This window comes from Micromonospora sp. NPDC049048 (assembly GCF_043197615.1).
GTDB lineage: Bacteria > Actinomycetota > Actinomycetes > Mycobacteriales > Micromonosporaceae > Micromonospora.
In genome coordinates this window covers 110,487-134,582 of sequence record NZ_JBICTM010000005.1, presented here as the reverse complement: position 1 = coordinate 134,582, position 24,096 = coordinate 110,487, and the positions used below count along the sequence as shown (strand labels likewise).

The following is a 24,096-nucleotide window of genomic DNA, read 5'->3' as shown; positions in this document are numbered from 1 at the left end:
CGGTACGCCGGACGTCGGGGGTGTGGCATATGGTCGCGCAATGGGTGGCACGAAGGCCGCGGCCGAACAGATCGAGGTGGCCGGGCACGACGTCCGGCTGACCAGCCCCGACCGGGTGATCTTCCCGCAGCGCGGCTTCACCAAGGCGGACGTCTTCCACTACTACCTCGCGGTGGGCGACGGCATCATGCGCGCCCTGCGCGACCGTCCCACCACGTTGCAGCGCTTCCCGGAGGGCGTCGAGGGGGAGGCGTTCTTCCAGAAACGGGTGCCCGCCCGAGGCGTGCCGCCGTGGGTGCGGACGGCCACCATCAGCTTCCCGAGCGGCCGCAGCGCGGCCGAACTCTGCCCGGCCGACCTGGCCCACGTGGCGTGGGCGGCCCAGATGGGCACCATCGTCCTCCACCCGTGGCCGGTGCGTGCCGCCGACGTCGACCGCCCCGACGAGCTGCGCATCGACCTCGATCCGCAGCCCGGCACCGACTTCGCCGACGCCGTCTCCGCCGCGGCCGAGCTGCGCGGGCTGCTCGACGAACTGGGCGTCACCGGCTGGCCGAAGACCTCCGGCGGCCGTGGCCTGCACGTCTACCTGCGGATCGCGCCACGTTGGACGTTCACCGAGGTGCGCCGGGCCACCATCGCGCTGGCCCGCGAGCTGGAGCGGCGCCGGCCGGAGCTGGTGACCACCGCCTGGTGGAAGGAGCAGCGGGGCGAGCGCGTCTTCGTCGACTACAACCAGATGGCCCGCGACCGCACGATCGCCTGCGCGTACTCGCTGCGGGCCAACGCCCGGGCCACCGTGTCCACCCCGGTCACCTGGGACGAGCTGCCCGACGTCGACCCGGACGACTTCGACCTGCGTACGGTCCCGGCGCGGCTGGCCGAGCGCGGTGACCCGCACGCCGGCATCGACGACACCGCGTGGGACATCACCCCGTTGCTGGAGTGGGCCGACCGCGACGACGCGGGCGGTCAGGGCGACATGCCCTACCCGCCGGACCATCCGAAGATGCCCGGCGAGCCGAAGCGCGTGCAGCCCTCCAAGGACCGCGACCGGCCCCGCTGACCGTCCCGCCTCGCAAGCACCGTCCCGCCTCGCGGCCACTGTGGCCTGTCACGCCCTGCGCCGGCGGCAGGGGAGCGTCAGTGCTGGCCCCCGTACGTCTCCACGGCCTCCTTGGCCGAGCGCAGGTCCGCACCGGTCGCCTTCCGGTACGCGGCGATCGCCTTGATCTTGTCGCCCCGGGCCAGGTGCTCCCGCACCTCCGCCGGCAGGGGCGAGGTGTCCATCACGCCCAGCTGGTCCATCACCAGGCGGAGCCGGCGCTCGATCTCGCCGAGCCGGTACGCGGTCCGCACCTGCTCGGCCCTGCCCGGCAGCTGGGCGGCGAGCAGGGCGACGAGGGCCACCATCAGGACGGTGAGGGCAATCTCCATCCGGTGATGGAAGCACATCCATGCCATCCCGCCGTCGCCGCCCGCGTCGCGTGGGGGCGGCGGACGGGCCGGCGACAGCCCGGCCGTCGTCGGGGGCCGCACCGGCATCGCCGGATAACGATCAAGTAACGGGCGCGAACCTTTCCCGGACCGTCGCCGCTCTCCCTGGTCGTCGGCCCGACCACGGGCCATGGGAGGGCGTCGGATGAAGCTGGTGTGGAGGCGGGCCCGCGAGGCGCGTGGGCTGTTGCTCGCCGCGGTGGTCGCGGCCCTGGTGGCGGTCGCGCTGGTCACCGGGCTGTCCGACTACAACCGGCGGGCCGTCGAGGCGGGCCAGCGTGCCCTGCTCGGCGGGGCGCCGGTCGAGGAGCGCAGCCTCCTGGTGAGCGGCACGAGCGGTCGCGACGCGGCCGAGTTCGCCACCCGGGACCGGGCGATCCGCGACGGGTTCGTCGCCCGCCTCGGCGGCACGCCGGTCACCGTCGACGCCGCCCGGTACGGCGGTGGCCGTGAGCTGACCGGTGACCTCGGCCCCGTCGTCCGCGACGGCGACGACCCCGTCTTCGCCAACCTGGCGACCCTCGACGACCTGCCCCGCCACGCCGAGCTGACCAGCGGCGCCTGGCCCACCCCGGGCGCCGCGCCGCTTCAGGTCACGCTGCCCGGGAAGGTCGCCGGCGCGCTCGGGATGGCCACCGGCGACCAGGTGCCCATGCTGGACCGCCGCTCCGGCGAGCGGAGCACGGTGGTGCTCGTCGGCACCTGGCAGCCCCGCGACCCGGCCGACCCGTACTGGTGGCTGGCGCCCGGGATCGGGGCCGGCAGCGCCGCGGAGTCCGGCACGTCGTACGGGCCGTTCGTGCTGGACCCGGCGGACTTCGTCGCCACCTACCCGGGCTCGGTGTCGGTGTCCTGGGTCGTCGCCCCCGACCTCGTCGCGGCGGCCGGCGCGAATCGGCTGCCCGACGTGCGGCAGGAGGTGGCCGCGGCCCTCGCCGAGGTGCCCGAGGCGGCCGGGCTGGGCTCCTCCGGCCAGACCGTCACGGCGATCGACCGGCTCCTCGACCGGGTCACCCGGGCCGACCTGGTGGGCCGCTCCTCGCTGGCCACCCCGCTGCTGCTGATCGTCGTCCTCGGCGGGTACGCGCTGGTGCTGGTCGCCGCCCTGCTGCACGAGGACCGGCGCAGCCAGACCGCACTGCTCCGGGCCCGGGGCGCCGCGCGGCGGCAACTGGCCGGGTTGGCGGCCCGCGAGGCGGCCCTGGTCGTCCTGCCCGCCGGGGTGCTGGGCCCCCTGATCGCCGCCGAGGCGCTGCGGCACGTCAACGCCGCGGCCCCGCTGACGCTCCAGCCCGGCGACACCACGCTGGTCTGGGCCGCCGCGGCCGCCACCGCCGCCGGCTGCCTCGTCGCGATGGTCGTCCCCACGTTGCGGGGGGCCGGCACGTACGTCGCCGACATGGCGGCCCGGTCCCGCCCCACCCGCGCCGCGAGCGTCCAACGCGCCAGCCTCGACCTGGTGCTGGTCGGCTTCGCGGTGCTGGCCTGGACCCAGCTGCGCCAGTACTCGTCGCCGGTCGCCGGGGCGGCCGGCCGGCTCGGGGTGGACCCGCTGCTGGTCGCCGCGCCGACGCTGGGCGTGCTGGCCGGAGCTGTCGTGGCGCTGCGGCTGCTGCCGCCCGCGACCCGGTTCGCCGAGCGGTTCGTCGACCGCAGACCGTGGACCGCGACCATGTTCGGCATGTGGCAGGCGGGGCGGCGCCCGCACGCCGGCCCGGTGCTGCTGCTCGCCCTCGCCGTCGGCGGCAGCACCCTGGCCTGGTCGCTGGTGACGACGGGCGAGCTGTCGCAGGCCGACCAGGCCGACCACACCGTCGGCGCCGACCTGCGGGTGGTCGAGCGCAGCGGCGTGGCGCCCGACGAGCGGGCCGGTCAGCTCGCCGCGCTGCCCGGCGTCGGCGCGGCGCTGCCGGCCTGGCGGGACGAGATCCGCCTCGGCCGCGCCGACCTGCCGACGACGGTGGTGAGCCTCGACGCCGCGGCCGCGGCCGACGTGCTGCGCCTCAACGAGCGGCTGACCGACGAGCCGGCCCCGGCGCTGCTCGACCGGCTGGCCCGGGCGCGCGTCGCGCCGACCGGCCTGGAGCTGCCCGCCGGCACCCGGTCGCTCACCGGCACGGTACGCACCCCCGTGCGCGACGCCGTCACGCCGCACCGGATCGGCTTCTGGGTGCTGCTGACCCGGGCGGACGGGCTGGCCTTCCGGCTGCCGGCGGGCAGCGGCGACAGCGACGGCCGGCCCACGCCGTTCACGGTGGCCGTCCCCGCCGGGGAAGGTCCCCTGCGACTGTCCGGTTTCGAGCTCGACAGCGGGAGCGCGCGGGGGCGGGAGTACCGCATGGAGGTGTCGGACCTGCGGCTGGTCGGCGCCGACGGCGCGGCCGCACCGGCGGCGCTGGACGGTCAGTGGGTGGCCGTCGACGGCCAGCGCGATCCGGTCGGCGTGGCGGTCACGGCCGCCGGCCTGCGGGCGGAGTGGCCGATCGACTTCCGGGCGGGTGGCCGGTTCGCGTTCCAGCCGCCCAGCCGGTTCGCCGTGGTGCCGGCCGGCGAGGACCGGCCGGTACCCGCGCTGATGACCCGGGCCGTGCGCGACGCGTTGAGCCTGCGCACCGGCGACACGGTCGACCTCGTGCTGTCCGGCGCGACGCTGCCGGTCACCCTGGTCGGCGAGCTGGCCGCGGTGCCGTCCACCGCCGGCGCGGGCGTGCTGCTGGACCTGCCGGCGGCGGCGCAGTGGCTGATCCGGGACCGGGGCGGCGTCCGGCCCGTCGCGGAGTGGTGGCTGAGCACCGACGGCGACAGGCACGCCGAGGCGGCCGGCGCGGCGGCCGGGCTGCCCGACACCACGCTGCTCGACCGGCGGGCGGTGGCCGAGCGCTCCGCCGACGACCCGTACTGGCAGGGGGCCCGCACGGGGCTGCTCGCCGCCGCGCTCGGCTCGGTGCTGCTGGCCCTGGTCGGTCTGATCGTCGACGTCTGGGCGACCGCCCGGCACCGGCTGGGGGAGTTCGCCGTACTGCACACGCTCGGCGCCAGCCCTCGGCTGCTGGCCCGCGCCCTGCTGGCCGAGCAGACCTTCCTGGCCGGGATCGGCGTCGGCGTGGGCCTGCTGCTGGGCGCCGCCGTCGGCGCGACCATGGCCCCGCTGGTCATCCTCACGCCGTCCGCCGGCCGGCCGGTGCCCGAGGCGGCCTTCGTGCTGCCCTGGCTGCCCATCGGCCTGACCGCGGTCGGCCTGCTGCTGGCGGCCCTCGCCTTCAGCGCGTTCATCGCCCTCGGCATCCGGCAGCGGGTGGCCGTGGCACAGCTGCGGATCGGGGGAGACCGGTGACCGGGTGGAGCGTACGGACGAGCGGGAACGGAGACACGGCGTGGTGAGCATCGGGTCGGTCGCGCGCCGGGTGCGGGCGTACGGCGGGCAGTTCCTGCTGCTCGCGGCGCTGGCACTGGTCGTCACGCTGGTGATCAGCGGGGTGCCCAGGGTCGTCAACGGGCACACCCAGCAGGGCCTGCGGGCGCACCTGGACACCGTGGCGCCGCAGCAGCGGGACGTGGCGTACTCGACCGGACCGGTCATGGCGACGGACGGCGGCGCCCTGGTGCCCGCCCACCAGGCCGACCTGGCGGCGCTGGAGAGCCGGATGCCGCCGGTCGTCCGGCGGATGGTCGAGCAGCGGTGGTTCTCCGCCGAGACCCCCGCCGGCAGGGTGCGGGGCCCGGACCTGGCGGCGGAGAACCTCCTGGTCGATCTCGGGCTGCGGGCGGTGCCCGGCATCGAGGAGGCCGGCACGATCGTCGAGGGGCGCTGGCCGGCCGACGCGCCGAAGGACCAGCCGGTGCAGGTGGCAATCGCCGCGGAGGTCGCCGGCAAGCTGAACCTGCGGGTCGGCAGCCGGCTCACCCTCGCCCCGCCGGGACCGGTCTCGCCCGATGCCCCGCCCCGCGTGCCGCTCACCGTGGTCGGTCTCTTCCAACCCCGCGACGGCGCCGACGGGTTCTGGGACGGCCTGCCGCCGCTGCTGCGTGTCGTGGAGCCGCCCGGGGACGCCCAACCCTTCATCGGCGTCGGGGTCGTCGACGCCGCCGCGCTGAACCGCCAGGCCGCCGCCGGCTGGCCGCTGACGTTCGGCTGGCGTTACCGGCTGGGCGCCGACGGGATCGACGCCCGCGAGCTGGACAAGGTGATCGACGGCCTCCAGCAGCTGACCCGGGAGGCGGTCGGGCGCAACCTCGTCCAGGGGCTGGACATCCCGCTGCGGCAGTTCGCCGCCGAGGTGGACAGCGCCCGGACGGTGCTCGGGGTGATCGCCGCCGGCGTACTGGCCACGCTGGCCGGGCTCGTCGTGCTGGCCGCCGGGCTGCTGGTGCGCCGGCGCCGGGCGGAGTTCACCCTGCTGCGGGCCCGGGGCGGGGCGAGCACCACGAGCGCGGGCCGCAGCCTCGCCGAGACGCTGCTGGTGGTGCTGCCCGCCGCCGTGCTCGGCTGGCTGCTCGGCGGTCTCGCCCCCGGGGCGTCCGGTCAGACCCTGTGGCTCGCCGTCGTCGCGACCGTGCTGGTGGCGGCGGCGCCGCCGGTGGCCACCCTCGTCGCGTCCACCGGCGGCGTCGGGCGGCGCGACCTGGTCCGCTCGCGCCCCACCGCGCGTCGACTCACGGTGGAGGCGGGCCTGCTGGTCCTCGCCGCGCTGGCGGTCGTGCTGCTGCGCCGCCGCGGCCTCACCCCCGGCGAGGTCGACCCGCTGCTGGTGTCGGTCCCGGTGCTGCTGGCCGTCGCCGCGGCGGTCGTCGCGATGCGGCTGTACCCGTGGCCGCTGCGGCTGGTCAGCCGGCTCGCCGCCCGGGCCCGGGGCAGCGTCGCCTTCCTGGGCACCGCGCGGGCCGGCCGGTCGGTCGTCGCCGTACCGCTGGTGGTCGTGGTGCTGGCCATCGCGACGGCGGCGTTCTGCGCGGTGACGGCCGCCGGGATCGAGGCGAGCCGGGACCGGGCCGCCAGCCGGACGGTCCCCGCCGACGCCCTGATCCTGGGGGAGCGGATCGCCCCGGACACGGGCGCCGAGCTGGAGCGGCTGCCGGGGGTGCGCGCCGCGAGCCCCGTGCTGCACGAGGCGGGCCAGCGCCTGGCGAAGGACGCGGACGGCACCGACACCCGGCTCGGTGGGGTGACGGTGCTCATGGTGGACGGCCCCGCCCTGGCCCGGATGGCGCGGCAGGCCGACGTCGACGTGACGGTGCCGGCGGCGCTGCTCGCCCCCGCCGGGGGAACCGGGCCGCTGCCCGCCGTGGTCTCCCCGACCGTCGCCGCCGAGCTGGCCGCCGCCGGCCTGGCCGACTCCGCCTTCGTCAGCGCCCAGGGCCAGCGGTACGAGTTCCGGGTCGCCGAGCGGGCGGAGAGCTTCCCGCTGCTGCGCGCGGACGGTGGCCGCTTCGTCGTCCTGCCCTGGCAGTCCCTGCCCCGCCGCGACTACGCCGCCGTGCCGACCGGCTTCCTGGTGGCCGGCGACGGGCTGGACGCCGAGGCCCTGCGCCGGGCCGGCGACGCGGGGCAGTCCCGCTTCCAGACCGGCGGGACGGTGACCGGGAAGGCGCCCCCGCGCGGCGTGGAGGTGCTGACCTACGCGGAGACCCGCCGGCAGGTGGGCGAGGGCGGCGCGAACGGGGTCCTCGCCTTCGGCTTCGCCGCCGGTGCCGGCGGCGGGACGGCGCTCGGCCTGCTCGCGATCGCCTTCACGGTGCTGGCCGGCGCCCGGGAGCGGGGCCAGGTGCTGTCCCGGCTGCGTACCCTCGGCCTGTCCCGACGCCAGTGGCGCGGGCTGCTGCTGGTGGAGCTGGCCCCGCTGGTGGGCGCCTCGGTGGTGACCGGCGCGCTGGTCGGCACGGCCCTGCCGCTGCTGCTCACCCCGGTGCTCGGCCTGTCCGCCTTCACCGACGGCGTGGCGGTCCGGGTGGCGTTCGAGCCTTCCCTGGTGGCCGCCGTCGTCGCGCTCGGTGCGCTCGCCCTCGCCTTCGCGGTCACCGTCGAGGCCCTGAACAACCGCCGGATGCGCCTCGGTGAGGTGCTCCGGCTCGGAGAGGAGAACTGACAATGACCGCTACCGCGGAGACCACCGCCGTGCCGGATCTGGCCGCCCTGCAACAGCGCGCCGCCCAGCGTGCGGCGGAGCGGGCCGGTGGCCGGGACCGGTTGCGCGGGCACATCGTCTGCGACGGGCTGGTCCGGATCTTCAAGACCGAGGGGGTGGAGGTGGTCGCCCTGCAGGGGCTCGACCTGGTCATCGACCGGGGCGAGCTGGTGGCGATCGTGGGGGCCTCCGGTTCCGGCAAGTCGACGCTGCTGAACATCCTCTCCGGGCTCGACACACCCACCGCCGGCATCGCCCGCGTCGGGGACTACGACCTGCTCAACCTCTCCGCGCGGCGGCGGCTGAGCTACCGGCGGAAGATGGTCGGCTTCGTCTGGCAGCAGACCGGCCGCAACCTGCTGCCGTACCTGTCGGCGCTGGAGAACGTCGAGCTGCCGATGCGCCTCGCCGGGCGGCCGGGCGGTCGGCGGTCCCACCGCGAGCGGGCCCGCGAGCTGCTCGACATGGTCGGGGTGGGGCACCTCGCCGACCGGCGGCCCGCCCAGCTCAGCGGCGGCGAGCAGCAGCGCTGCGCGGTCGCGGTGGCGGTGGCCAACGATCCCGAGGTGCTCTTCGCCGACGAGCCGACCGGTGAGCTGGACGAGGCGACCGGCGCCGACGTCTTCGGGGCGCTGCGCACCATCAACGCCGAGCTGGGCGTCACCGTCGTGGTGGTCACCCACGACCACGCCGTGGCCACCCAGGTCCGTCGGACCGTCGCGATCCGCGACGGCCGGACCGCCTCGGAGGTACGCCGGACCGCGCGGATCGGCGCCGACGGCAGCACCGAACTGGTCAGTGAGGAGTACGCCGTGCTGGACCGCAGTGGCCGGTTGCAGCTGCCGGCGCCGTTCGTGGACGCGTTGTCGCTGCGCGACCGGGTGCGGCTCAACCTGGAACCGGACCACGTGGAAGTGCGGCCGGGCGACCGGGCGCAGGACGAGCGGGAGGCCAAGCAGTGAGCGAGTTGGACGTGACGTCGGACGGCCGGCCGGCCGGGACGGCGGCGGGCGCGCGGACCACCGGCGGTGTGGCGGCGGGCACGCGGACCACCGGCGGGGCGGCGGGTGCGACGGTCGTCGACGAGGTGGTCCGGGTGGAGGGGATCAACCGCACGTTCGGCCGCGGCGAGCACGCCGTGCACGCCGTACGGGACGTGTCGTTCTCGGCCGGGCGGGGCGAACTGGTCGCCGTGCGGGGGCGCTCCGGGGCGGGCAAGACGACCCTGCTGAACCTGGTCGGCGGGCTGGACCGGCCGGACTCGGGCCGCGTGGTGGTCGCCGGGCACGACGTCACCGGTGCCGGTGAGAAGGAACTGCTGGAACTCCGGCGCGGCACGGTCGGCTTCGTGTTCCAGACCTTCGGGCTGGTGCCGATCCTGTCCGCCGCCGAGAACGTCGGCGTACCGCTGCGGTTGGCGCGGGTCCCGGCGGCCGAACGGGAGGAGCGGGTGGCGGTGCTGCTGGAGCTGGTGGGCCTCGGCGGGCACGCGGGCCAGCGCCCCTACGAGCTCTCGGGCGGACAGCAGCAGCGGGTGGCGGTGGCGCGGGCCCTGGCCAACGAGCCGGACCTCCTGATCGCCGACGAGCCCACGGGCCAGCTCGACTCCGAGACCGGCCGCTCGATCATGGACCTGCTCCGGGCAGTCGTGCACGCCCGTGGCATGACCGCGCTGGTCGCCACCCACGATCCGGCCCTGATCGACCTGGCCGACCGCGTCCTCACCCTCCGCGACGGCCACCTCCTCCCCACCTGACCCACCCACCCCCGCCCGCCCGTCGCCCCCGCCTCTCGCCCCGCCCCACCCCCGCTCGCGTCGATCATGCAGTTGTGGTGGGAGTTATCCGCTCTTTGTCCCTATTTGTCGGGCACCACAACTGCATGATCGCCGGGGCGAGGGGCGAGGGGCGAGGGGCGAGGGGCGAGGGGCGAGTGGTTCGGAGGACCTTGGAAGAGGGCTCAGAGGGGGAGCTTCATGCCCTCGTGGCTGGGGAGGAAGCCCAGGTTGAGGTAGAAGCGGTGGGCGTCGTGCCGGGTCTTGTCGGTGGTGAGCTGGACCAGGGCGCAGCCACGCCGCTTGGCCTGGTCGATCGCCCAGGTGATCATCTGCCGGCCGACGCCGCGCCCGCGCAGGTCGGAGCGGACCCGGACCGCCTCGATCAGCTGCCGCTCGGCGCCGTGCCGGCCCAGACCCGGGATGTAGGTCAGCTGCATGCAGCCGAGCACCCCGTCGTCGCCCTCGGCGACGATGAGCTGGTTGCGCGGGTCGGCGTCGATGTCGGCGAACGCCTTCTCGTAGGCGGCGTCGACCTCGGTGAGGTCGCGGGTCCTGCCGAGCACGTCGTCGGCGAGCAGGGCGACGACGGCGGGCAGGTCGGCCCGGACGGCCTCGCGGAAGATCACGTCACTCATGCCGCCCAGCGTGGCACAGTGGTCCGGGCCGCCGGACGGGCGCCGCCGCCGCGGCGGCCGGTCAGCGGGCCGGGCAGCGCAGCCCCTCCCTGGGCACGGTCAGGTCGATCAGGTAGCCGTCGACGGCCTCGGTGATGCAGGAGGTCTGCGGGTAGGCGGTGTGCCCCTCGCCCTCCCAGGTGAGCACCCGGCCCACGCCGAGCATCGCGGCCAACGCGCCCGTCTGCTCGTACGGGGTCGCCGGGTCGCCGGTGGTGCCCACCACCAGGATCGGCGGCGCCCCGTCGGCGCGGCCCGTCGGGTACGGGTCGCGACCCCCGGGCCACTCGGTGCAGGAGAGCATGCCGACGGCCAGGGACGGACCGAACAGCGGGTACTGCGCCCGCCACTGCGACTGGAGCTGCCGGATCCGCTCCCGGCTCGGCTTCTCGTCCTCGTCGGCGCAGTTGACCGCCAGGTTGGCGTCGAACATGTTCGAGTAGTGCCCGTCGGCGTCCCGGTCGGCGTACGCGTCGGCGAGGCGGAACACCTCCTCCGGGTCGCCGCCCTCCAGCTCGTCGATGGCGCGCGCCAACTCCTGCCACCCCGACTCGGTGTAGAGCGACGAGATGATCGCGTAGAAGACCCAGCCCGCGGTGGCCTCCCGGCCGTCGTCCCCGCGTACCGGCGACACCCGGGCCTTGTCGATCGCCGAGGTGACCGCGGCCCGGGCGTCCGGGGCGATGGGGCAGCGCCCGGCGTTGGCCGCGCACCACGTGGTGAAGTTGCCGAAGGCCCGCTCGAAGCCCTTGGCCTGGCCCTCCGAGGCGGCGACCAGGCCCTGCCGGGGGTCGACCGCGCCGTCGAGCACCAGCGCCCGCACGCGCTGCGGATAGAGCTGGGCGTAGGTGGCGCCGAGCAGGGTGCCGTAGGAGTAGCCGAGGTAGGTCAGCTTGTCGTCGCCGACGGCGGCGCGGACCGCGTCCATGTCCCGGGCGGCCTGCTCGGTGCCGTAGAGCGGCAACTGGTCGCCGTAGCGGTCGCCGCAGCCGCGCCCGATCCGCTGGCTGAGCGTGACGAAGCCGTCGAACGACTCCTGGCTCTGCGGATCGGGGTCGTAGCCGAAGCTGGCGTCCAGGTCGGCGTCGGGGATGCACTTGACCGGGCTGGACCGGGACACCCCGCGCGGGTCGAAGCCGACGATGTCGAACCGGTCGGTGATCGAGGTCGGCAGGCCGCCGAACGCCGGGCCGAAGGAGAGGTAGACGGCCGTGTCCACGCCGGAGCCGCCGGGCCCGCCCGGGTTGACGACCAGCGAGCCGATCCGGTCGCGCTGCTTGGTCGACCGGGCCCGCAGCAGCGCGATCTCGAAGGTCTGCCCGGCACCCGGACCGGTCGCGGCGCCGCCAGTCGCACCCGTGCCCCAGTTGCGCGGCACCTTGATCCGCGCGCACTCGTAGCGCATGTCCGGCGCCTGGCGCCCGACCAACTCCTCGGCCACCCCGGGGCAGGCCCGCCACGTGGGCGCCGCCCCGAGTTCGGCGGCCGCACCACCTGTCTCGGTGCGGGGCGCGATCGCCGGGAGGGTGCAGCCGGCGGCGACCAGCGCGGCGGCGGTCAGCCCGGCGAGGGTGAGCCGGAACCGGCGGATCCGGTCGGGGGTGCGGGTCACGAGCGAGCCTCCGTGATCGGGTCGACGGCCAGGTTACGCCGGACCGGCGGCGGAGCCCGTGGTCACCGTGGGATCGCCGCGCAGCACCTGGTCCACATCGAACCGTACGGGTCGCTCGAGCTGGTCGTAGCGGCAGGATTGCGGTTTGCGGTCGGGCCGCCAGCGGACGAACCGGGCGGTGTGCCGGAACCGGTCGCCCTCCATGGCGTCGTAGCCGACCTCGACCACCAGTTCGGGGCGCAGCGGCTCCCACTCGAGGTTGCGCGTGCCCGTCCAACGGCTCACCCCGCCGGGCAGGCGCTGACCGCGTTCGTGGTCGCCGTGCACCCACGGGTGGTCGGCGCCGACGTCGCGGTAGGGCTCCAGCTCCTCCAGCAGCTCGGCGCGGCGGGCCATGGTGAACGACGCGCTCACCCCGACGTGGTGCAGGACCCCGCCGTCGTCGTAGAGGCCGAGCAGGAGCGAGCCGACCACCGGGCCGGACTTGTGCCAGCGGAAGCCGGCCACCACCACGTCGGCCGTGCGGGCGTGCTTGACCTTGAACATGAGCCGCTTGCCCGGCTCGTAGGGCAGGTCGGCCGGCTTGGCGATCAGACCGTCCAGGCCGGCGCCCTCGAAGACGTCGAACCAGCGGTGCGCGGTGTCGACGTCGGTCGTGACCTGCGTGACGTGCACCGGCGGGCGGACCCCGGCCAGCGCCGACTCCAGCCGGGCCCGACGCCGGGGGTAGGGCTCGCCGAGCAACGTCTCGTCGTCGAGGGCGAGCAGGTCGAAGGCGACGAAGTCGGCCGGCGTGGTCTCGGCCAGCAGCTTCACCCGCGACGCGGCCGGGTGGACGCGCTGGGCCAGCAGCTCGAAGTCGAGCCGGGGCTGCCCGCCCGGACCGTCGCGCCGGATGACGATCAGCTCGCCGTCGACCGCGCACCGCTCGGGCAGCTGGCGGCGGGCCTGCTCGACCACCTCCGGGAAGTAGCGCGTCATCGACTTGCCGCCCCGGCTGGCCAGCTCCACCTCGTCGCCGTCGCGGAACACGATGCACCGGAAGCCGTCCCACTTCGGCTCGTAGGTCATCCCGGGCGCGGTGGGGACCCGCGGGACGCTCTTCGCCAGCATCGGCTCGACCGGCGGACTGATCGGCAGCTTCACGGCGACCAGTCAACCAGACCGCACCGACAGTGGTGAGGCGGATCACTGCCGGTGAACGGGCGGCGTGTCCCGCCGAGCGCCGCTCGTGCCGTACCGGGCGAATCGGAAAACCCCAGGTCAGAGCTACTTTCGCGGGGTGTCGGAGTGGGTCTGCGGGTGCTGCGGGCGGTGGCGGGTGAGCGTCGAGCTGATTCGCGGGCGCTACCGGTACCGCCTGGTGCGCCGCTATCCGCGCCAGTTCGGCGGGGGCAAGGACGTGCTCGGCGAGGTCGGCTCGGTGGCGGAGCTGGAGGAGCTGCTGCGCCGGCGTACCCCCCTCGGGCTGGCCGACCTGCGCGAGGTCGCCTGACCCGGCGGCGGCCGACCCCGGCGGGCGCCCCCCGTCACCACGGACCCGCGGCGCGACCAGGCGGCGGTGGGGACCGGCCGGCCGGCGGGAAGCGACCCGCCGGCGGCGACGCGGCGGTCGGCGACGTGGAGTGCGCCGGCCGACGGGTGGAGCCCGGGTGCTTGCCGCGGTCACGATCCGTGCGGCAGCGTCGTCGAGACGGGCAGCGGCGCCGCCGGGCGTCGCCACGGGGAGGGGGCGCGATGCGGTTCGAGGCCGGTACGGAGGTGGCCGCCGAGGCGGGACGGGTCTGGGCGGCGCTGGTGGACGTCGAGCGGTGGCCGGAGTGGACGCCCTCGGTGCGCCGGGCGCTACGGGGTGAGGCGGGGCCACTCGTGGTGGGCGCCACCGCCCGGCTGGAGCAGCCGAAGCTGCGGCCGGCGGTGTGGCGGGTCACCGAGCTGACCGAGGGGCGGTCGTTCTCCTGGGTGTCGAACGCCCCGGGGGTGCGCACCCTCGGCGAGCACCGGGTGCTGCCGCTACCCGGCGGGCGCAGCCGCGTGGAGCTGGCCCTCACGCAGTCCGGGCCGCTGGCCGGGCCCGTCGGCTGGCTCTACGGCGACCTGACGCGCCGCTACCTGCGGCTGGAGGCCGACGGGCTCAGGCGTCGCTGCGAGCGGGACTGACCACCGCCTTCTCCAGCAGGGCGAGCCGGATGCCGTTCGGGTCCGGCCGGTGCCCGACCACCCGGTAGCCGTGCCGGTGGTACAACCGCAGGTTCTGCTCGCTGTCGGCGCCCGTGAAGAGCGCGAAGCGGCGTACCCGGGCGGCGCAGGCCGCCTCCACGGCGCGCAGCAGCCGCCCGCCGACGCCCCGGCCCTGCTGGTCCGGCGCGACGGAGAGCCGGCCGACGTGCGCGGTGTCGCCGTCGACGTGTGCCCGGACGGAACCGACCAGGCGGTCGCCGAGCCGGGCGGTGAGCACCGTCGCCGGGCCCGCCAGCGCGGCCCGTACCTCGTCCAGGGTCTCGGTCAGCGGGGGCAGGAAGGGATCGGCGTAGCGCTGTGCCTCGGTGAGGTACGCGGCGCGCTGCACGGTGAGGATCTCGCCGGCGTCGGAGACGTCGGCGGGGGCGATCCGCGGCTCGATGATCACCCCGACAGACAACCACAGGCCGTCGGGCGGGCCGCCAGTGCCGCCCGTACGCTGGCGGTGTCCCGTCGAGCCGTGGGGGTGCGCCGTGCCGGCACTGACCTATCCGCACGTCGGCGCCACCGAGACCGGCGAGCTGCCGGCCGGCTGGCGGCACGTGCGGCACCGGGTGCGGCTGCCCGACTCCTGCTTCCGAACGGCCGGGGACGCCGTGCTCGGCTGGCGCCTGCACCGGGCGGCCGGCATCCGGATCGACGCCGACGCCGGGCGGGCCGCGCCCGGGGTCCGGGTCGTCTCCGGCCTGGGCGTCGGCCCGCTGCGGCTGGCCGCGCCCTGCGAGGTGGTCTGGGTCGTCGACGACGGGCGGCGGGCCGGCTTCGGGTACGGCACGCTGCCCGGGCACCCGGCGCGCGGCGAGGAGGCGTTCGTGGTCAGCCGCGACCCCGCCGGCCACGTCTGGTTCGAGGTGGTCGCGTTCAGCCGCCCGGACCGCTGGGTCATGCGCGTCGCGGGGCCGGCCGGTCGGGCCTTCCAGCGGGCGTACGCCTGGTGGCTCGGGCGCACCCTGCGCCGGCTCTGCGCCCGCCGCTGACCCGAGCCCGGCGCTCACCTCGCGCCGCCCCGGCCCTCGGCGCTCACCTCCCACCGCCCGGCCCGGCGCTCACCTCGCGCCGGGTGCGCCCGAGCAGGACACCGCGCCGCCCCGGACCGACGTCCCGCCTCAGAACCGGGCGAAGGAGCGGATCGGCATCCGCGGGCCGTACTTCGGCGCCTGGACACCGCCGGCCGCCAGCAGCACGCAGACCCGCCCCCGGTGCCCCCGGAACGGCTCCAGCAGCGCCAGCATCCGGGCGTCGTCGCCGCGCGGCTCGCCCGCCAGCGCCCAGGCCACCGTGTTCGGCACGTGGAAGTCGCCGACGCTGACCGCGTCCGGGTCCCCGTAGGCGACGCGTACCACCTCGGCGGCGGTCCACGGGCCGATGCCGGCGATGGCCGTGAGCCGGCGGGTGGCCTCGGCGGAGTCAGCGCAGCGCTCCAGCCGGTCCGCGACGGCCGCCACCCGGCGCAGCGTCTCGGCGCGGCGCTGCTCCACGCCGAACGGGTGGAACACCCAGTACCCGGTGGCGGCCACCGCGGCCGGGTCCGGCGGCAGCAGCAGCGGCTGCATCGGACCGGGCGCCGGCTCGGCGAAGTGCCGCACCGTCGCCGCGTACGCCCGGTAGGCCTCCTTGCCGGTGACCTTCTGCTCGAAGACCGCCCGCAGCAGATGGCGGAAGACCTGCCCGGTGGCCGGCAGCCGCAGCCCCCGGTGCTGGGCCGCGAGCCGCGCCACCACCGGGTGGGCGGCGGCGAGCGCCGCGAACCCGGTGACGTCGTCGCGCAGCCCCGCGATCGCGTCCGCCCGCTGCACCACCCGCTCGGCGCCCGGACCGTAGCCCTCGGCCAGCAGGACGCCGCCGGACGGCCGCAGGGCGAGGGTCGCCGGCCCGTCCGGGGTGCGGGTGGCCCACCAGAAGGTGCCGGCCGCCACGCGCGCGCAGGGGTCGTACGGGCTGAAGGTCAGCGCCCGGACCGACGCGGCCAGCCGGTACCCGGTGGGCGGGCGCAGCTCCCGACGCGCGGTGGGTTCGGTCCCGGTCACCCGCACATGCTGCCACGTCCCGGCCCCGTGACCGGCGACACCACCGCCGGGCCCGCGTAGCGCGGGTGGTTGCCGTCGCCGCCGTTCGACGAGGAGCCCGGCGCGGTGACCGGCCGCGCCCTCCCCGGCGGCGACCGGCCACCGGTCCGGTGCGGTCAGTACGAGTAGTTCGAGTCGCCCTGGCCGGACTGCTGGTCGGCCGGCGGGGCGACCGGCTTCGGGGTGCCCTTCGGCAGGCAGCTGAGGTTCTTCCTGCCGTCCGGGGCGACCACGAACCAGGTGCCCCCGACGCCCTGGCCCTTCCACTGGCCGGGCTTCTTGTCGCCGACGTAGCGGTAGAGCGGCCAGCCGCCGAGGGTGATCTGCCGGGTGCCGTCCTGGCGGGTGACGGTGCCGACCTTGTCGTCGGAGACACCGTTGAGCTCGGGGTTGCCGTCGGTCAGCGCCGGCGGCCACACCTGGGCGCACGTGTCGACGCAGTTCGACGAGGGCGGGTCGTTGGTGTCCTTGTCGAAGCGGTAGAGGATCCAGCCGTCCTGGTCGGTGACGACGCTGCCCATCCGGGTGACCTTCTTGCCGTTGAGCTCCTCGGTCAGGTCCGCGTCGGCGGGTGGCGCGTCGGCGACGGGGGACGGCGAGACCGAGGGCTCGGCCGCCGCGGTGGGTTCGGCGGCGGTCACGGCGACCGGGTTGGCCGCATCCGGGTTCGCCCCGTCGTAACCCGCGGGAGCGCAGGCCGTCAACGCGACCAGCGCGCTCGCCACGACGACGGTTCGCTTCATCTGTGCCACGTGCCCTCCTCGGTGATGGCGGTTCACCGGTCAATACGGAGAGAGCCCTGCCGACGTTGAATGCGAAAGCGTGGTCGATGTCACGCAGAATGGTTGAACCGAACGGGCCGGAAATCCGTTTCCCGCGACGAGGCGGTTCCGCCACGTCGCTTGCCGGAGAAACGGCGACGGCGCCGCCGGGAAATGAGGACGCACTGCCGGAGAAACGGCGACGCGTTGTCGGCGCCGGCCGTGGTGCTGGCCGGCGCCGGTTCCGCGACGGAGTGCTACATCTGCACGGTGACCAGCGGGCTCGCCACCCCGCCGGCGTCCACCGACTGCACCTGGAACTGCTTGATGTCGACGAGCCGCGTCGACGTCGACGCCGACAGGCTCAGCTTGTCGGGACGCGCGTTGGTGCCGTACCCGGTGCCCGGCACCGACCAGGTCGAGACCACCTCGGTGCTGTTGTTGCGCCGCACCACGACGAGCCGGCACGTCCGGGGCCCGGGCAGCTTGGCGAGGATGAAGTCCACGCCCGTGCCGAACTCCTTCGACGCGACGAAGAAGGTCGCCTCGACCCCGGTGGTCGGGTCGACGACGTTGACCGGGTCGCCCTCGGGCAGCGTCCCGCCGATGTTCGGGTCGTTCGGGTCGCTGGACCTGCTGGCCGTGGGTGGCGGAACCCGTGTGGTGGCGGTCGGCTCGGCCACCACCTCAGGCGCGTCGCCGCCGACGACGCTGACGAGGCCGAGCCCGGTCAGCCCACCGAGGACCAGCACCGCGGCGGCCGTGGCGAGCAGGTGCCGGATGCGGTTGCGCCGCCGGTGGGCGCGGACCGCGACCAGCGTCCGGTCCAGCAGGGCCGGGTCGGTACGGGTCTGCTCCAGCGCGGCCATCGTCTCGCCGTCGATGTCGGAGAGCAGGCCGACGACCGGCACCATCGTCTCCAGCTCGGCGGCGCACGCCCAGCAGGTGGCGAGGTGCTCCTCGAACCGTTCCGTGTCGCGCTCGTCCAGCACGCCGAGCGCGTACGCCGCGACGTCCATGTGGTCCGCCCGGCTCATTCCGTCACCCCCCGTTCCTGCAGAGCGGTGCGCAGCGCGCGCAGCGCGTAGTAGACCCGCGACTTGGCCGTGCCGAGCGGAAGTCCCAGCTCCTCGGCCGCCTCCGGCACCGTCCGACCCCGGAAGTACGTGGCCACCAGGATCTCCCGGTGCGACTGGCTCAGCGTACGCAGCGCGTCCGCCACCGTCATCGTGCGCAGCACCCGGTCGGTGCTGTCCGCCTCGGCGAACGCCGTCAGGTCCCGGTCGTACGTCTCGGCCGGGCGGGCCTGCCCGCTGCGGTGCTCGTCGATGGCGATGCGGCGGGCCACCGTGACCAGCCACGGCCGTAGCGAACCCTGCCCCTGCGCGCCGAGCCGGTGCGCGTTGCGCCACGCCCGCAGCAGCGTCTCCTGGACGATGTCCTCCGCCCGCTGCCGGTCGCCGCCGGTGAGCCGCATGACGAACGCCAGCAGCGCCCCCGCGTGCTCGGCGTAGAGCAGCCGGATCAGCCGGTCCGAGTGACCCGCCTCGGTGGACGGTGCCGCCTGGTGGCGCCCGGGAGCGGATTTCGGCGTCACCGGCCCATTCTGGCGAGGCACCTCGCGGGCGTCGACCCCGCCGGTCGACGCCCCCGGCCGGGACTGGGACCGCGCGGACATCCAGTCCGGTCGCGCCCTGTCGCCGGGCCAACCGGCCGCCGCCACCGCATGCATGCAGACCTCCGCGTGTCCGATGACATCGGCCGTCCCCCCGCGCGGGCACGGCCGCCCGGTGGTACGCGGTGCCCGGGCCAACGGATCAACGGTGGACGGAAAAGATTCCGGTCAACGGCGGACGGAGAAGATTCCGGGCGGCGGCGGGGTGGAGTCGGTGGCGTCCGCGTCGTGGACCACCGCCGCGCCGCCCGCGAAGCGGTCGAGTTCCTCGCCGGCCAGCACGCGCCCGGGAAACCAGTCCCCGGCGGCCCGCCGGGTCAGCTCCGGCACCGGCGGCTCGATCCGGCCGGCCACCAGCACCAGGTTGCCGTAACGACGCCCGCGCAGCACCGCCGCGTCGCCGACGAGGCAGGCCCGGGGCAGCACCGACCGGAGGGTGGCGACCTGCGCCCGGGCGTGGCGCAGCGGCGGGCCGTCGGCGACGTTCGCCAGGTGGAAGCCGGCGGGACGCAGCACGCGGGCCACCTCGGCGGCGTACTCCACCGAGGTCAGGTGGGCCGGCGTCCGGGCACCGGCGAAGACGTCGGCGACCACGACGTCGTAGCTGGCGTCCCGGCTGGCGGCGAGCACCGCGCGGGCGTCGGCCACCCGCACCTTGAGCCGTGGGTCCGACGGCCACGGCAGGGCACGGCGGACCAGCTCCACCAGCGCGCCGTCCACCTCGACCACCCGCTGTGTGGAGCCGGGCCGGCTGGCCGCCACGTAGCGGGGCAGGGTCAACGCGCCCCCGCCGAGGTGCAGCACCCGCAGCGGCGCGCCGGCCGGGGCCAGCAGGTCGATCGCGGCGGCGAGGCGCCGGACGTACTCGAACTCCAGGTGCGTGGGATCGGTCAGGTCCACGTGCGACTGCGGGGCGCCGTCGAGCAGCAGCGTCCACGACCCCGGCCGGTCCGGATCGGGCACCAGCTCGGCCTGGCCGGTGTCCACCTGCGCGGCCACCGTGTCGGCCGCCCGTCTGCGGCCCATCAGCGCCGGGCCCGGGCGGCGGTGGTGAGCACCCGGTGCAGCAGCCGCGCGTCGCCGAGCAGCGCGCGCAGCCGGCGTTCCAGGCCGGCGATCGGGATCAGGTTCTGTGGCGCGCGCGGGTCCTTGTAGGGGGTGGAGGCGAACCGGGGCAGCGTGACCAGCGACAGGTCGGCCAGGCTGACCGCCTCGTCGACGCTCAGCTCGGCGGAGCACTCCACCCGGACGATGCCCGCCCACGGCGCGCCGAGGGCCACCGGCAGCCGCAGGTACCACGACCAGCCGCCCCAGGCCGTGCCGAGCTTGAACACCGGGGAACGCTCGCCGGCGGCCAAGCCGGTGACCACGGCGGTGAGCCGGGCGTCGAGGTAGTGGCGATGCTGCGCCTTGACGTAGCCGAGGGTGCGCGGCAGCTGCCGCCGGTTGCGCAGCGGGCCGTCCACCACCAGCAGGTCGCCGTCCGTGCGGGCCGCCCCCGAGACCTCCACCTCCAGCGCCGTCAGCGGCCCCTGCACGGCGGCGGGGAGCTTGTTCAGTTCGCCCGTGCCGCTGACCCGGTGCACCGGGTAGCGGACGCTGCCCGCCACCACGTCCACGGCGGAGGGACTGGCGGTGAACAGCCCCCGACCCACCCGCGCGCCGGCCAGCTGCGCCGCGCCGCGCTCCAGGTCGCAGCGGACCACCCCGGCGGCGTACGACGCGGCGAGGCCGGGGAAGGACGCGCCGTCCTCCTCGGCCGTCCACACGCTCGCGTCGATGCGGCGTACGCCGTCGACGAGCAGCACCACGTCGGGGGCGCGGACGCCCGCGCGGGGCCCGATCGCCCGCCAGTCGACCGCCGGCAGCTCGGCGTCCGGGTCGACCTGGGCGCTGCTCTGCGCGGCGGGACCGTCGCCGGCCGCCTCGAGCGAGGCGCCGTACGCCGGATCCCAGGCGTCGACGAAGAACCGGGGGTCGGTCACCGCAGCGATCCTTCCGTCGCGGGCGCCGGGGCGCCGCGGCGGGCCCCGCTCACCGGCCGGTCCGCTCGACGCGGGCCGACCGGGCGTCCTTGCTGACCTCGTAGCGGACCGGGATGCGTTCGGCCAGGGCCGGCACGTGGGTGACCACCCCGACCATCCGGTCGCCCCGGGCGGCCAGGCTCTCCAGCGTGGCGGCCACCGTGTCGAGGGTGGCCGCGTCGAGCGTGCCGAAGCCCTCGTCGAGCACGATCGACTCCAGGCTCGCCGCCGTGGTGGACATCCCGGCGAGCTGTTCGGACAGCGCCAGCGCCAGCGCCAGCGACGCCTGGAAGGTCTCGCCGCCCGACAGGGTCCGCACGCCCCGGCGCAGCCCCGCGTCGTGGTGGTCGACCACGAAGAACTCGCCCTTGTCGTGCACCAGGTCGTACTGCCCGCCGGAGAGTTCCCGCAGGATGCCCGAGGCGCCGTCGACCAGCAGGTCAAGCGCCTCGGCGAGCAGCCACCGCTCGAAGTTGTTGGCCCGCAGGTGGCTCGCGAGCGACCGCGCCACCTGCGCCTCGCGCTCGTAGCCGGCCCGCTGGTCGCGTAGGCCACCGGCCTGTTCCCGGCGCCGCTCAAGCTCGCGCAGGTCGGCCTCGGCCCGCTGGAGGGCGCGGTCGGTGACGCGCAGCGGATCGTCGGTGGGCGGTAGCCCGGCGGCGGCCAGGACGCCCGCGATGCGCTCGCCGACGCCGGCGGCGACCGCCTCGGCCTGCGCGACCGCCTCGGCCCGCCCGGCCCGCTCCGCGCGGCGGCGCTGCGCCTCCTCCCCGGCCCATCCGGTCAGGGCGGCCCACGCCGCCCCCAGGTCCTCCCGGTCGGCCGTCGGCGGCCCGAACCGGGCCAGCCCGTCGCGCGTGGCGTCGAACGCCCGCCAGGTCGCCCGCAGTCGCTCCTCGGCGGCGTCCACCGCCGCCCGGGCCCGCCGGGCGGCGTCCCGGCCGGCCCGCACCGCCGCGGCCGACTCCTCCAGCGCCCGGCGCAGCCGCGCGTGGTCGTCCAGCTCGCGGCGCAGCACCGCCGGCTCGGCCGCCCCGGCCAGCTGGTCGTCCAGCTCCGCCAGCCGGGCCTGCACCTGGTCCTGCCGGGCCCGCGCGCGCAGCAGCACCCGTTCCAGCTCCCGGGCCGCGCCGTCGCGCTCCTGCACCACCGACTGGGCGGCCTTGCTGGCGGCCCGCGCCGCCCGTCCCGCCGCCGTCGCGGCGGCCACCGCCGAGTCGGCCGGCACCGCCGGCACCGTCGCGACGGTCTGCTCGCAGACCGGGCAGGTCGCCCCGTCGCGCAGGTGCGCGCGCAACGCCACCGCCTGGTCGGTCGCCTTCGCCTCCTCGTGGGCGCGGAAGGCCGCCTCCAGCTCCGCCTCGGCCCGGTCGGCCGCCGCCCGCGACTCGGCCAGCGCCGCCACGGCCGCGCCGTGCTCGGCCTGCGCCCCGGTCACCGCCGCGCGGACCGCCGCCGCCTCGCCGGCCAGCTTCTCCCGGTCGGTGTACGCCCGCAACAGCAGCCGCAGCGCGCTCTCGTCACCGGCGGCGGCCAGCTCGCCGCGCAGCTTCTCCTCCCGCTCCTCGGCCAGCGACACCGCCGTCGCCGCCTCGTCCGCGCCGGCCCGCGCCGACGCGACCGCCCGGGCCACCTCCGCCACCCCGTCCGGGGCCCGCACGGCGGCCAGCACCGCCAGGTCGGCGTCGAGCGCCGCCAGCGCCGCGCCCGCCTCCCGCGCCGTCGCCCGGGCCGCCTCCAGCTCCGGTACGGCGCCCGCCACCGCCTCGGCCAGCTCCCGCATCCGGTCGACCCGCCCGGTCGCCGCCGCCAGCGCGTCGTCGTCGACGCCGGTGAGCCCGGCGAGCGCCTGGTCGACCGCCTCCAGCTTCGCCTCGGCCTGCACGGCCCGCGCGGTCGCCTTCTTCTGCACGTCCTCGTAGACGCCGAGGCCCAGCAGGTTGACCAGGATCTGCTGCCGGGTGGCCGGCTTGGCGTGCAGGAAGTCCGCGAACTGCCCCTGCGGCAGCACCACGCAGCTGGTGAACTGCTCGTACGGCAGCCCGACCGCCTCCAGCACCGCCTGCTCCATCTCGGCGGGGGTGCCGGCCACCACCTCGCCGAGGTCGTCGGGGCTCAGCCCGGTGTCGAGTTTGGTCACGTCGAAGCCGGCCGGCATCAGCTGCAACCCGGCGTTCGCCGTCTTGACGTTGCCCCGGCCGTCGCGGCGGACCACCCGGGTCGCCACGTAACGGGACCCGGCGGACTCGAAGACCAGCCGGACCCGCGCCTCGGCGGCCGACGGCGCCAGGGCGTTGGCCAGGCCCCGGGCCCCACCCCAGCGGGGCACCGTGCCGTAGAGGGCGAAACAGATGGCGTCGAGCACCGTCGACTTGCCGGAGCCGGTCGGCCCCACCAGCGCGAAGAAGTCGGCGTCGGTGAAGTCGACGGTGGTCTCGTCGCGGAAGACGGTGAAGCCCGCCATGTCCAGCCGCATCGGCCGCATCAGTGCTCGACCTCCTCGAAGAGCTCGTCGAAGAGCTCCCGCACCCCGTCGTCGGTGTGCCCCCGGCTGTCGAGGTAGTCGGCGAAGAGCTGCCGGGGCGAACGGCCGGCCCGCTGCGCCACCCGGGCGCCGCTGCCCGGGGCGGGCACCAGCTCCGGGTCGATCCGGATCTCCAGGGCCTGCGGGAGCAGCTCCTGCACCTCCTCGCGCAGGCCCGCGCGCGGCTGCTCGCGCACGTACACGCGCAGCCAGGCGTCCGGCACCTGCATCTCGGCGAGCTGGGCCAGGGTGCCCCGGACCGTACGCAGCGTGGTGGCGGCGGTCACCGGCACCTCGCGTACCTGCGCCGCCGTGGTCGCGGTGACCTCGACGACGGTCACCGACGGCACGTTCTCCTGCTCGCCGAAGTCGACCGCGAGCGGGCTGCCGCTGTAGCGGATCGGGCAGGGGCCCTGGACCCGCTGCGAGCGGTGCAGGTGGCCCAGCGCCACGTAGTGCGCCGTGCCCGGGAAGACGGTCGCGGGTACCGCGTAGCCCAGTACGGTGTGCGCGTCGCGCTCCCCGCCGCCGGTCGTAGCGCCGACCACGGTCAGGTGGGCGGTGACGAGGTGCACCCGGTCGGGCTCGGTGAAGCCCTCGGTGAGCCGGCCCAGCACCCGGCCCAGGTGGTCGGCGTAGGTCTGGGTGGTCTCGGCGGCGGTCAGCTCGTACATCTCCACCGCGCGGATGGCGTAGCGCTGGGAGAGGAACGGCAGCGCGGCCAGCCGCCAGCGCTCGCCGCCGGCGGTGGTGCCGTCGATGACGTGCTCGTCGGGGTTGTCCCGGACCCCGCCGCGCAGGGTGATCCCGGCGGCCTCGGCCCACGGCCGCAGCGCGTCGAGAGCCTGGCCGTTGTCGTGGTTGCCGCCGATGGCCACCACGTCGGCGCCCGTGCGGCGCAACGCCGTCAGCGCCCGGGTGACCAGTCGGGTGGCCTCCGGCGTCGGGGCGGCGGTGTCGTAGAGGTCACCGGCGACGATGACCAGGTCGGGCGCCTCGGCGCGGGCGACGTCGATCACGCCGGCCAGGACCCGCTTGTGCTCCTCGGCCCGCGACTGCCCCTTGAGGACCTTGCCGACGTGCCAGTCGGAGGTGTGCAGGATCTTCACGGGTTGCCTCCTGC

The 24,096-nt window shown here is 76.1% G+C and carries 21 protein-coding genes; 8 read left to right on the top strand and 13 right to left on the bottom strand.

What is annotated here, in order from left to right; translation table 11 throughout:
- Positions 1 to 40 precede the first annotated feature (40 nt).
- Positions 41 to 1,066 (top strand): non-homologous end-joining DNA ligase, encoded by a 1,026-nt coding sequence (gene ligD / locus ACGFIG_RS17575; protein ID WP_393004018.1) that lies wholly within the window; start codon positions 41 to 43, stop codon positions 1,064 to 1,066.
- A gap of 77 nt (positions 1,067 to 1,143) precedes the next feature.
- On the opposite strand, the gene ACGFIG_RS17570 is transcribed toward ligD, so the two are convergent.
- Positions 1,144 to 1,437: a hypothetical protein gene (locus ACGFIG_RS17570; protein ID WP_393004016.1), complete on the bottom strand. Its 294-nt coding sequence runs from the start codon at positions 1,435 to 1,437 to the stop codon at positions 1,144 to 1,146.
- A 205-nt stretch (positions 1,438 to 1,642) separates the two neighbouring features.
- Between ACGFIG_RS17570 and ACGFIG_RS17565 the strand changes: the two genes are divergently transcribed.
- The 4 genes from ACGFIG_RS17565 (at position 1,643) to ACGFIG_RS17550 (ending at position 9,375) form a co-directional block, all read left to right on the top strand.
- On the top strand, positions 1,643 to 4,831 hold the full coding sequence (locus ACGFIG_RS17565) for an FtsX-like permease family protein (RefSeq protein ID WP_393004014.1): 3,189 nt from the start codon (positions 1,643 to 1,645) through the stop codon (positions 4,829 to 4,831).
- Positions 4,832 to 4,871: 40 nt separating this feature from the next.
- Complete coding sequence (locus tag ACGFIG_RS17560; RefSeq protein WP_393004012.1) at positions 4,872 to 7,580, top strand: FtsX-like permease family protein; 2,709 nt, start codon at positions 4,872 to 4,874, stop codon at positions 7,578 to 7,580.
- A gap of 2 nt (positions 7,581 to 7,582) precedes the next feature.
- Positions 7,583 to 8,581, top strand: coding sequence for an ABC transporter ATP-binding protein (locus tag ACGFIG_RS17555; RefSeq protein ID WP_393004010.1), 999 nt, complete (start codon positions 7,583 to 7,585; stop codon positions 8,579 to 8,581).
- A gap of 68 nt (positions 8,582 to 8,649) precedes the next feature.
- Positions 8,650 to 9,375 carry an ABC transporter ATP-binding protein gene (locus ACGFIG_RS17550; protein WP_393004693.1) on the top strand — a complete coding sequence of 242 codons (726 nt, stop codon included), beginning with the start codon at positions 8,650 to 8,652 and terminating at the stop codon, positions 9,373 to 9,375.
- Between the two features lie 203 nt (positions 9,376 to 9,578).
- Here ACGFIG_RS17550 and ACGFIG_RS17545 read toward each other — a convergent pair whose 3' ends face one another.
- The 3 genes from ACGFIG_RS17545 to ACGFIG_RS17535 form a co-directional block, all read right to left on the bottom strand.
- Positions 9,579 to 10,031 (bottom strand): GNAT family N-acetyltransferase, encoded by a 453-nt coding sequence (locus ACGFIG_RS17545; RefSeq protein ID WP_393004008.1) that lies wholly within the window; start codon positions 10,029 to 10,031, stop codon positions 9,579 to 9,581.
- A 61-nt stretch (positions 10,032 to 10,092) separates the two neighbouring features.
- On the bottom strand, positions 10,093 to 11,682 hold the full coding sequence (locus ACGFIG_RS17540; RefSeq protein ID WP_393004006.1) for an alpha/beta hydrolase: 1,590 nt from the start codon (positions 11,680 to 11,682) through the stop codon (positions 10,093 to 10,095).
- A gap of 33 nt (positions 11,683 to 11,715) precedes the next feature.
- A complete protein-coding gene (locus tag ACGFIG_RS17535) occupies positions 11,716 to 12,828 on the bottom strand; it encodes an ATP-dependent DNA ligase (protein WP_393004004.1) in 1,113 nt (370 codons plus the stop codon).
- Between the two features lie 136 nt (positions 12,829 to 12,964).
- Between ACGFIG_RS17535 and ACGFIG_RS17530 the strand changes: the two genes are divergently transcribed.
- Both ACGFIG_RS17530 and ACGFIG_RS17525 read left to right on the top strand, forming a co-directional pair.
- A complete protein-coding gene (locus ACGFIG_RS17530; RefSeq protein WP_393004002.1) occupies positions 12,965 to 13,177 on the top strand; it encodes a hypothetical protein in 213 nt (70 codons plus the stop codon).
- A 242-nt stretch (positions 13,178 to 13,419) separates the two neighbouring features.
- Positions 13,420 to 13,842: an SRPBCC family protein gene (locus tag ACGFIG_RS17525; protein WP_393004000.1), complete on the top strand. Its 423-nt coding sequence runs from the start codon at positions 13,420 to 13,422 to the stop codon at positions 13,840 to 13,842.
- Here the strand turns inward: ACGFIG_RS17525 and ACGFIG_RS17520 are convergent.
- Positions 13,817 to 14,311 carry a GNAT family N-acetyltransferase gene (locus ACGFIG_RS17520; protein WP_393003998.1) on the bottom strand — a complete coding sequence of 165 codons (495 nt, stop codon included), beginning with the start codon at positions 14,309 to 14,311 and terminating at the stop codon, positions 13,817 to 13,819. The genes ACGFIG_RS17525 and ACGFIG_RS17520 overlap by 26 nt on opposite strands.
- 85 nt (positions 14,312 to 14,396) lie before the next feature.
- On the opposite strand from ACGFIG_RS17520, the gene ACGFIG_RS17515 reads away from it, so the two are divergent.
- The gene (locus tag ACGFIG_RS17515) at positions 14,397 to 14,900 is read left to right on the top strand and encodes a DUF1990 family protein (RefSeq protein WP_393003996.1); all 504 of its coding nucleotides are present in this window, start codon (positions 14,397 to 14,399) and stop codon (positions 14,898 to 14,900) included.
- 129 nt (positions 14,901 to 15,029) lie between these two features.
- On the opposite strand, the gene ACGFIG_RS17510 is transcribed toward ACGFIG_RS17515, so the two are convergent.
- The 8 genes from ACGFIG_RS17510 to ACGFIG_RS17475 form a co-directional block, all read right to left on the bottom strand.
- Positions 15,030 to 15,950, bottom strand: a complete 921-nt coding sequence (locus ACGFIG_RS17510; protein WP_393003994.1) for a DNA-3-methyladenine glycosylase family protein — start codon at positions 15,948 to 15,950, stop codon at positions 15,030 to 15,032.
- Positions 15,951 to 16,105: 155 nt separating this feature from the next.
- Entirely contained in the window at positions 16,106 to 16,741 is a 636-nt protein-coding gene (locus tag ACGFIG_RS17505) for a hypothetical protein (RefSeq protein WP_393003992.1), read from the bottom strand.
- A 266-nt stretch (positions 16,742 to 17,007) separates the two neighbouring features.
- On the bottom strand, positions 17,008 to 17,787 hold the full coding sequence (locus tag ACGFIG_RS17500) for an anti-sigma factor family protein (protein WP_393003990.1): 780 nt from the start codon (positions 17,785 to 17,787) through the stop codon (positions 17,008 to 17,010).
- Positions 17,784 to 18,482 carry a sigma-70 family RNA polymerase sigma factor gene (locus tag ACGFIG_RS17495; protein ID WP_393003988.1) on the bottom strand — a complete coding sequence of 233 codons (699 nt, stop codon included), beginning with the start codon at positions 18,480 to 18,482 and terminating at the stop codon, positions 17,784 to 17,786. The genes ACGFIG_RS17500 and ACGFIG_RS17495 overlap by 4 nt, the downstream gene beginning before the upstream one ends.
- A 111-nt stretch (positions 18,483 to 18,593) precedes the next feature.
- Entirely contained in the window at positions 18,594 to 19,451 is an 858-nt protein-coding gene (locus ACGFIG_RS17490) for a spermidine synthase (RefSeq protein ID WP_393003986.1), read from the bottom strand.
- Positions 19,451 to 20,410 (bottom strand): hypothetical protein, encoded by a 960-nt coding sequence (locus ACGFIG_RS17485; protein ID WP_393003984.1) that lies wholly within the window; start codon positions 20,408 to 20,410, stop codon positions 19,451 to 19,453. Before ACGFIG_RS17485 ends, ACGFIG_RS17490 begins: the two co-directional genes overlap by 1 nt.
- Positions 20,411 to 20,459: 49 nt before the next feature.
- Positions 20,460 to 22,934, bottom strand: coding sequence for an AAA family ATPase (locus ACGFIG_RS17480; protein ID WP_393003982.1), 2,475 nt, complete (start codon positions 22,932 to 22,934; stop codon positions 20,460 to 20,462).
- Positions 22,934 to 24,082 (bottom strand): exonuclease SbcCD subunit D, encoded by a 1,149-nt coding sequence (locus ACGFIG_RS17475; protein ID WP_393003980.1) that lies wholly within the window; start codon positions 24,080 to 24,082, stop codon positions 22,934 to 22,936. The genes ACGFIG_RS17480 and ACGFIG_RS17475 overlap by 1 nt, the downstream gene beginning before the upstream one ends.
- Positions 24,083 to 24,096: the final 14 nt, after the last annotated feature.

Excerpts from the sequence above, each read along its gene's own strand:
- ligD (WP_393004018.1), top strand. The coding sequence starts at position 41 with ATGGGTGGCACGAAGGCCGCGGCCGAACAGATCGAGGTGGCCGGGCAC.
- ACGFIG_RS17570 (WP_393004016.1), bottom strand. The coding sequence starts at position 1,437 with ATGGAGATTGCCCTCACCGTCCTGATGGTGGCCCTCGTCGCCCTGCTC.
- ACGFIG_RS17565 (WP_393004014.1), top strand. The coding sequence starts at position 1,643 with ATGAAGCTGGTGTGGAGGCGGGCCCGCGAGGCGCGTGGGCTGTTGCTC.
- ACGFIG_RS17555 (WP_393004010.1), top strand. The coding sequence starts at position 7,583 with ATGACCGCTACCGCGGAGACCACCGCCGTGCCGGATCTGGCCGCCCTG.
- ACGFIG_RS17545 (WP_393004008.1), bottom strand. The coding sequence starts at position 10,031 with ATGAGTGACGTGATCTTCCGCGAGGCCGTCCGGGCCGACCTGCCCGCC.
- ACGFIG_RS17525 (WP_393004000.1), top strand. The coding sequence starts at position 13,420 with ATGCGGTTCGAGGCCGGTACGGAGGTGGCCGCCGAGGCGGGACGGGTC.
- ACGFIG_RS17500 (WP_393003990.1), bottom strand. The coding sequence starts at position 17,787 with ATGAGCCGGGCGGACCACATGGACGTCGCGGCGTACGCGCTCGGCGTG.
- ACGFIG_RS17495 (WP_393003988.1), bottom strand. The coding sequence starts at position 18,482 with ATGCATGCGGTGGCGGCGGCCGGTTGGCCCGGCGACAGGGCGCGACCG.
- ACGFIG_RS17490 (WP_393003986.1), bottom strand. The coding sequence starts at position 19,451 with ATGGGCCGCAGACGGGCGGCCGACACGGTGGCCGCGCAGGTGGACACC.
- ACGFIG_RS17480 (WP_393003982.1), bottom strand. The coding sequence starts at position 22,934 with ATGCGGCCGATGCGGCTGGACATGGCGGGCTTCACCGTCTTCCGCGAC.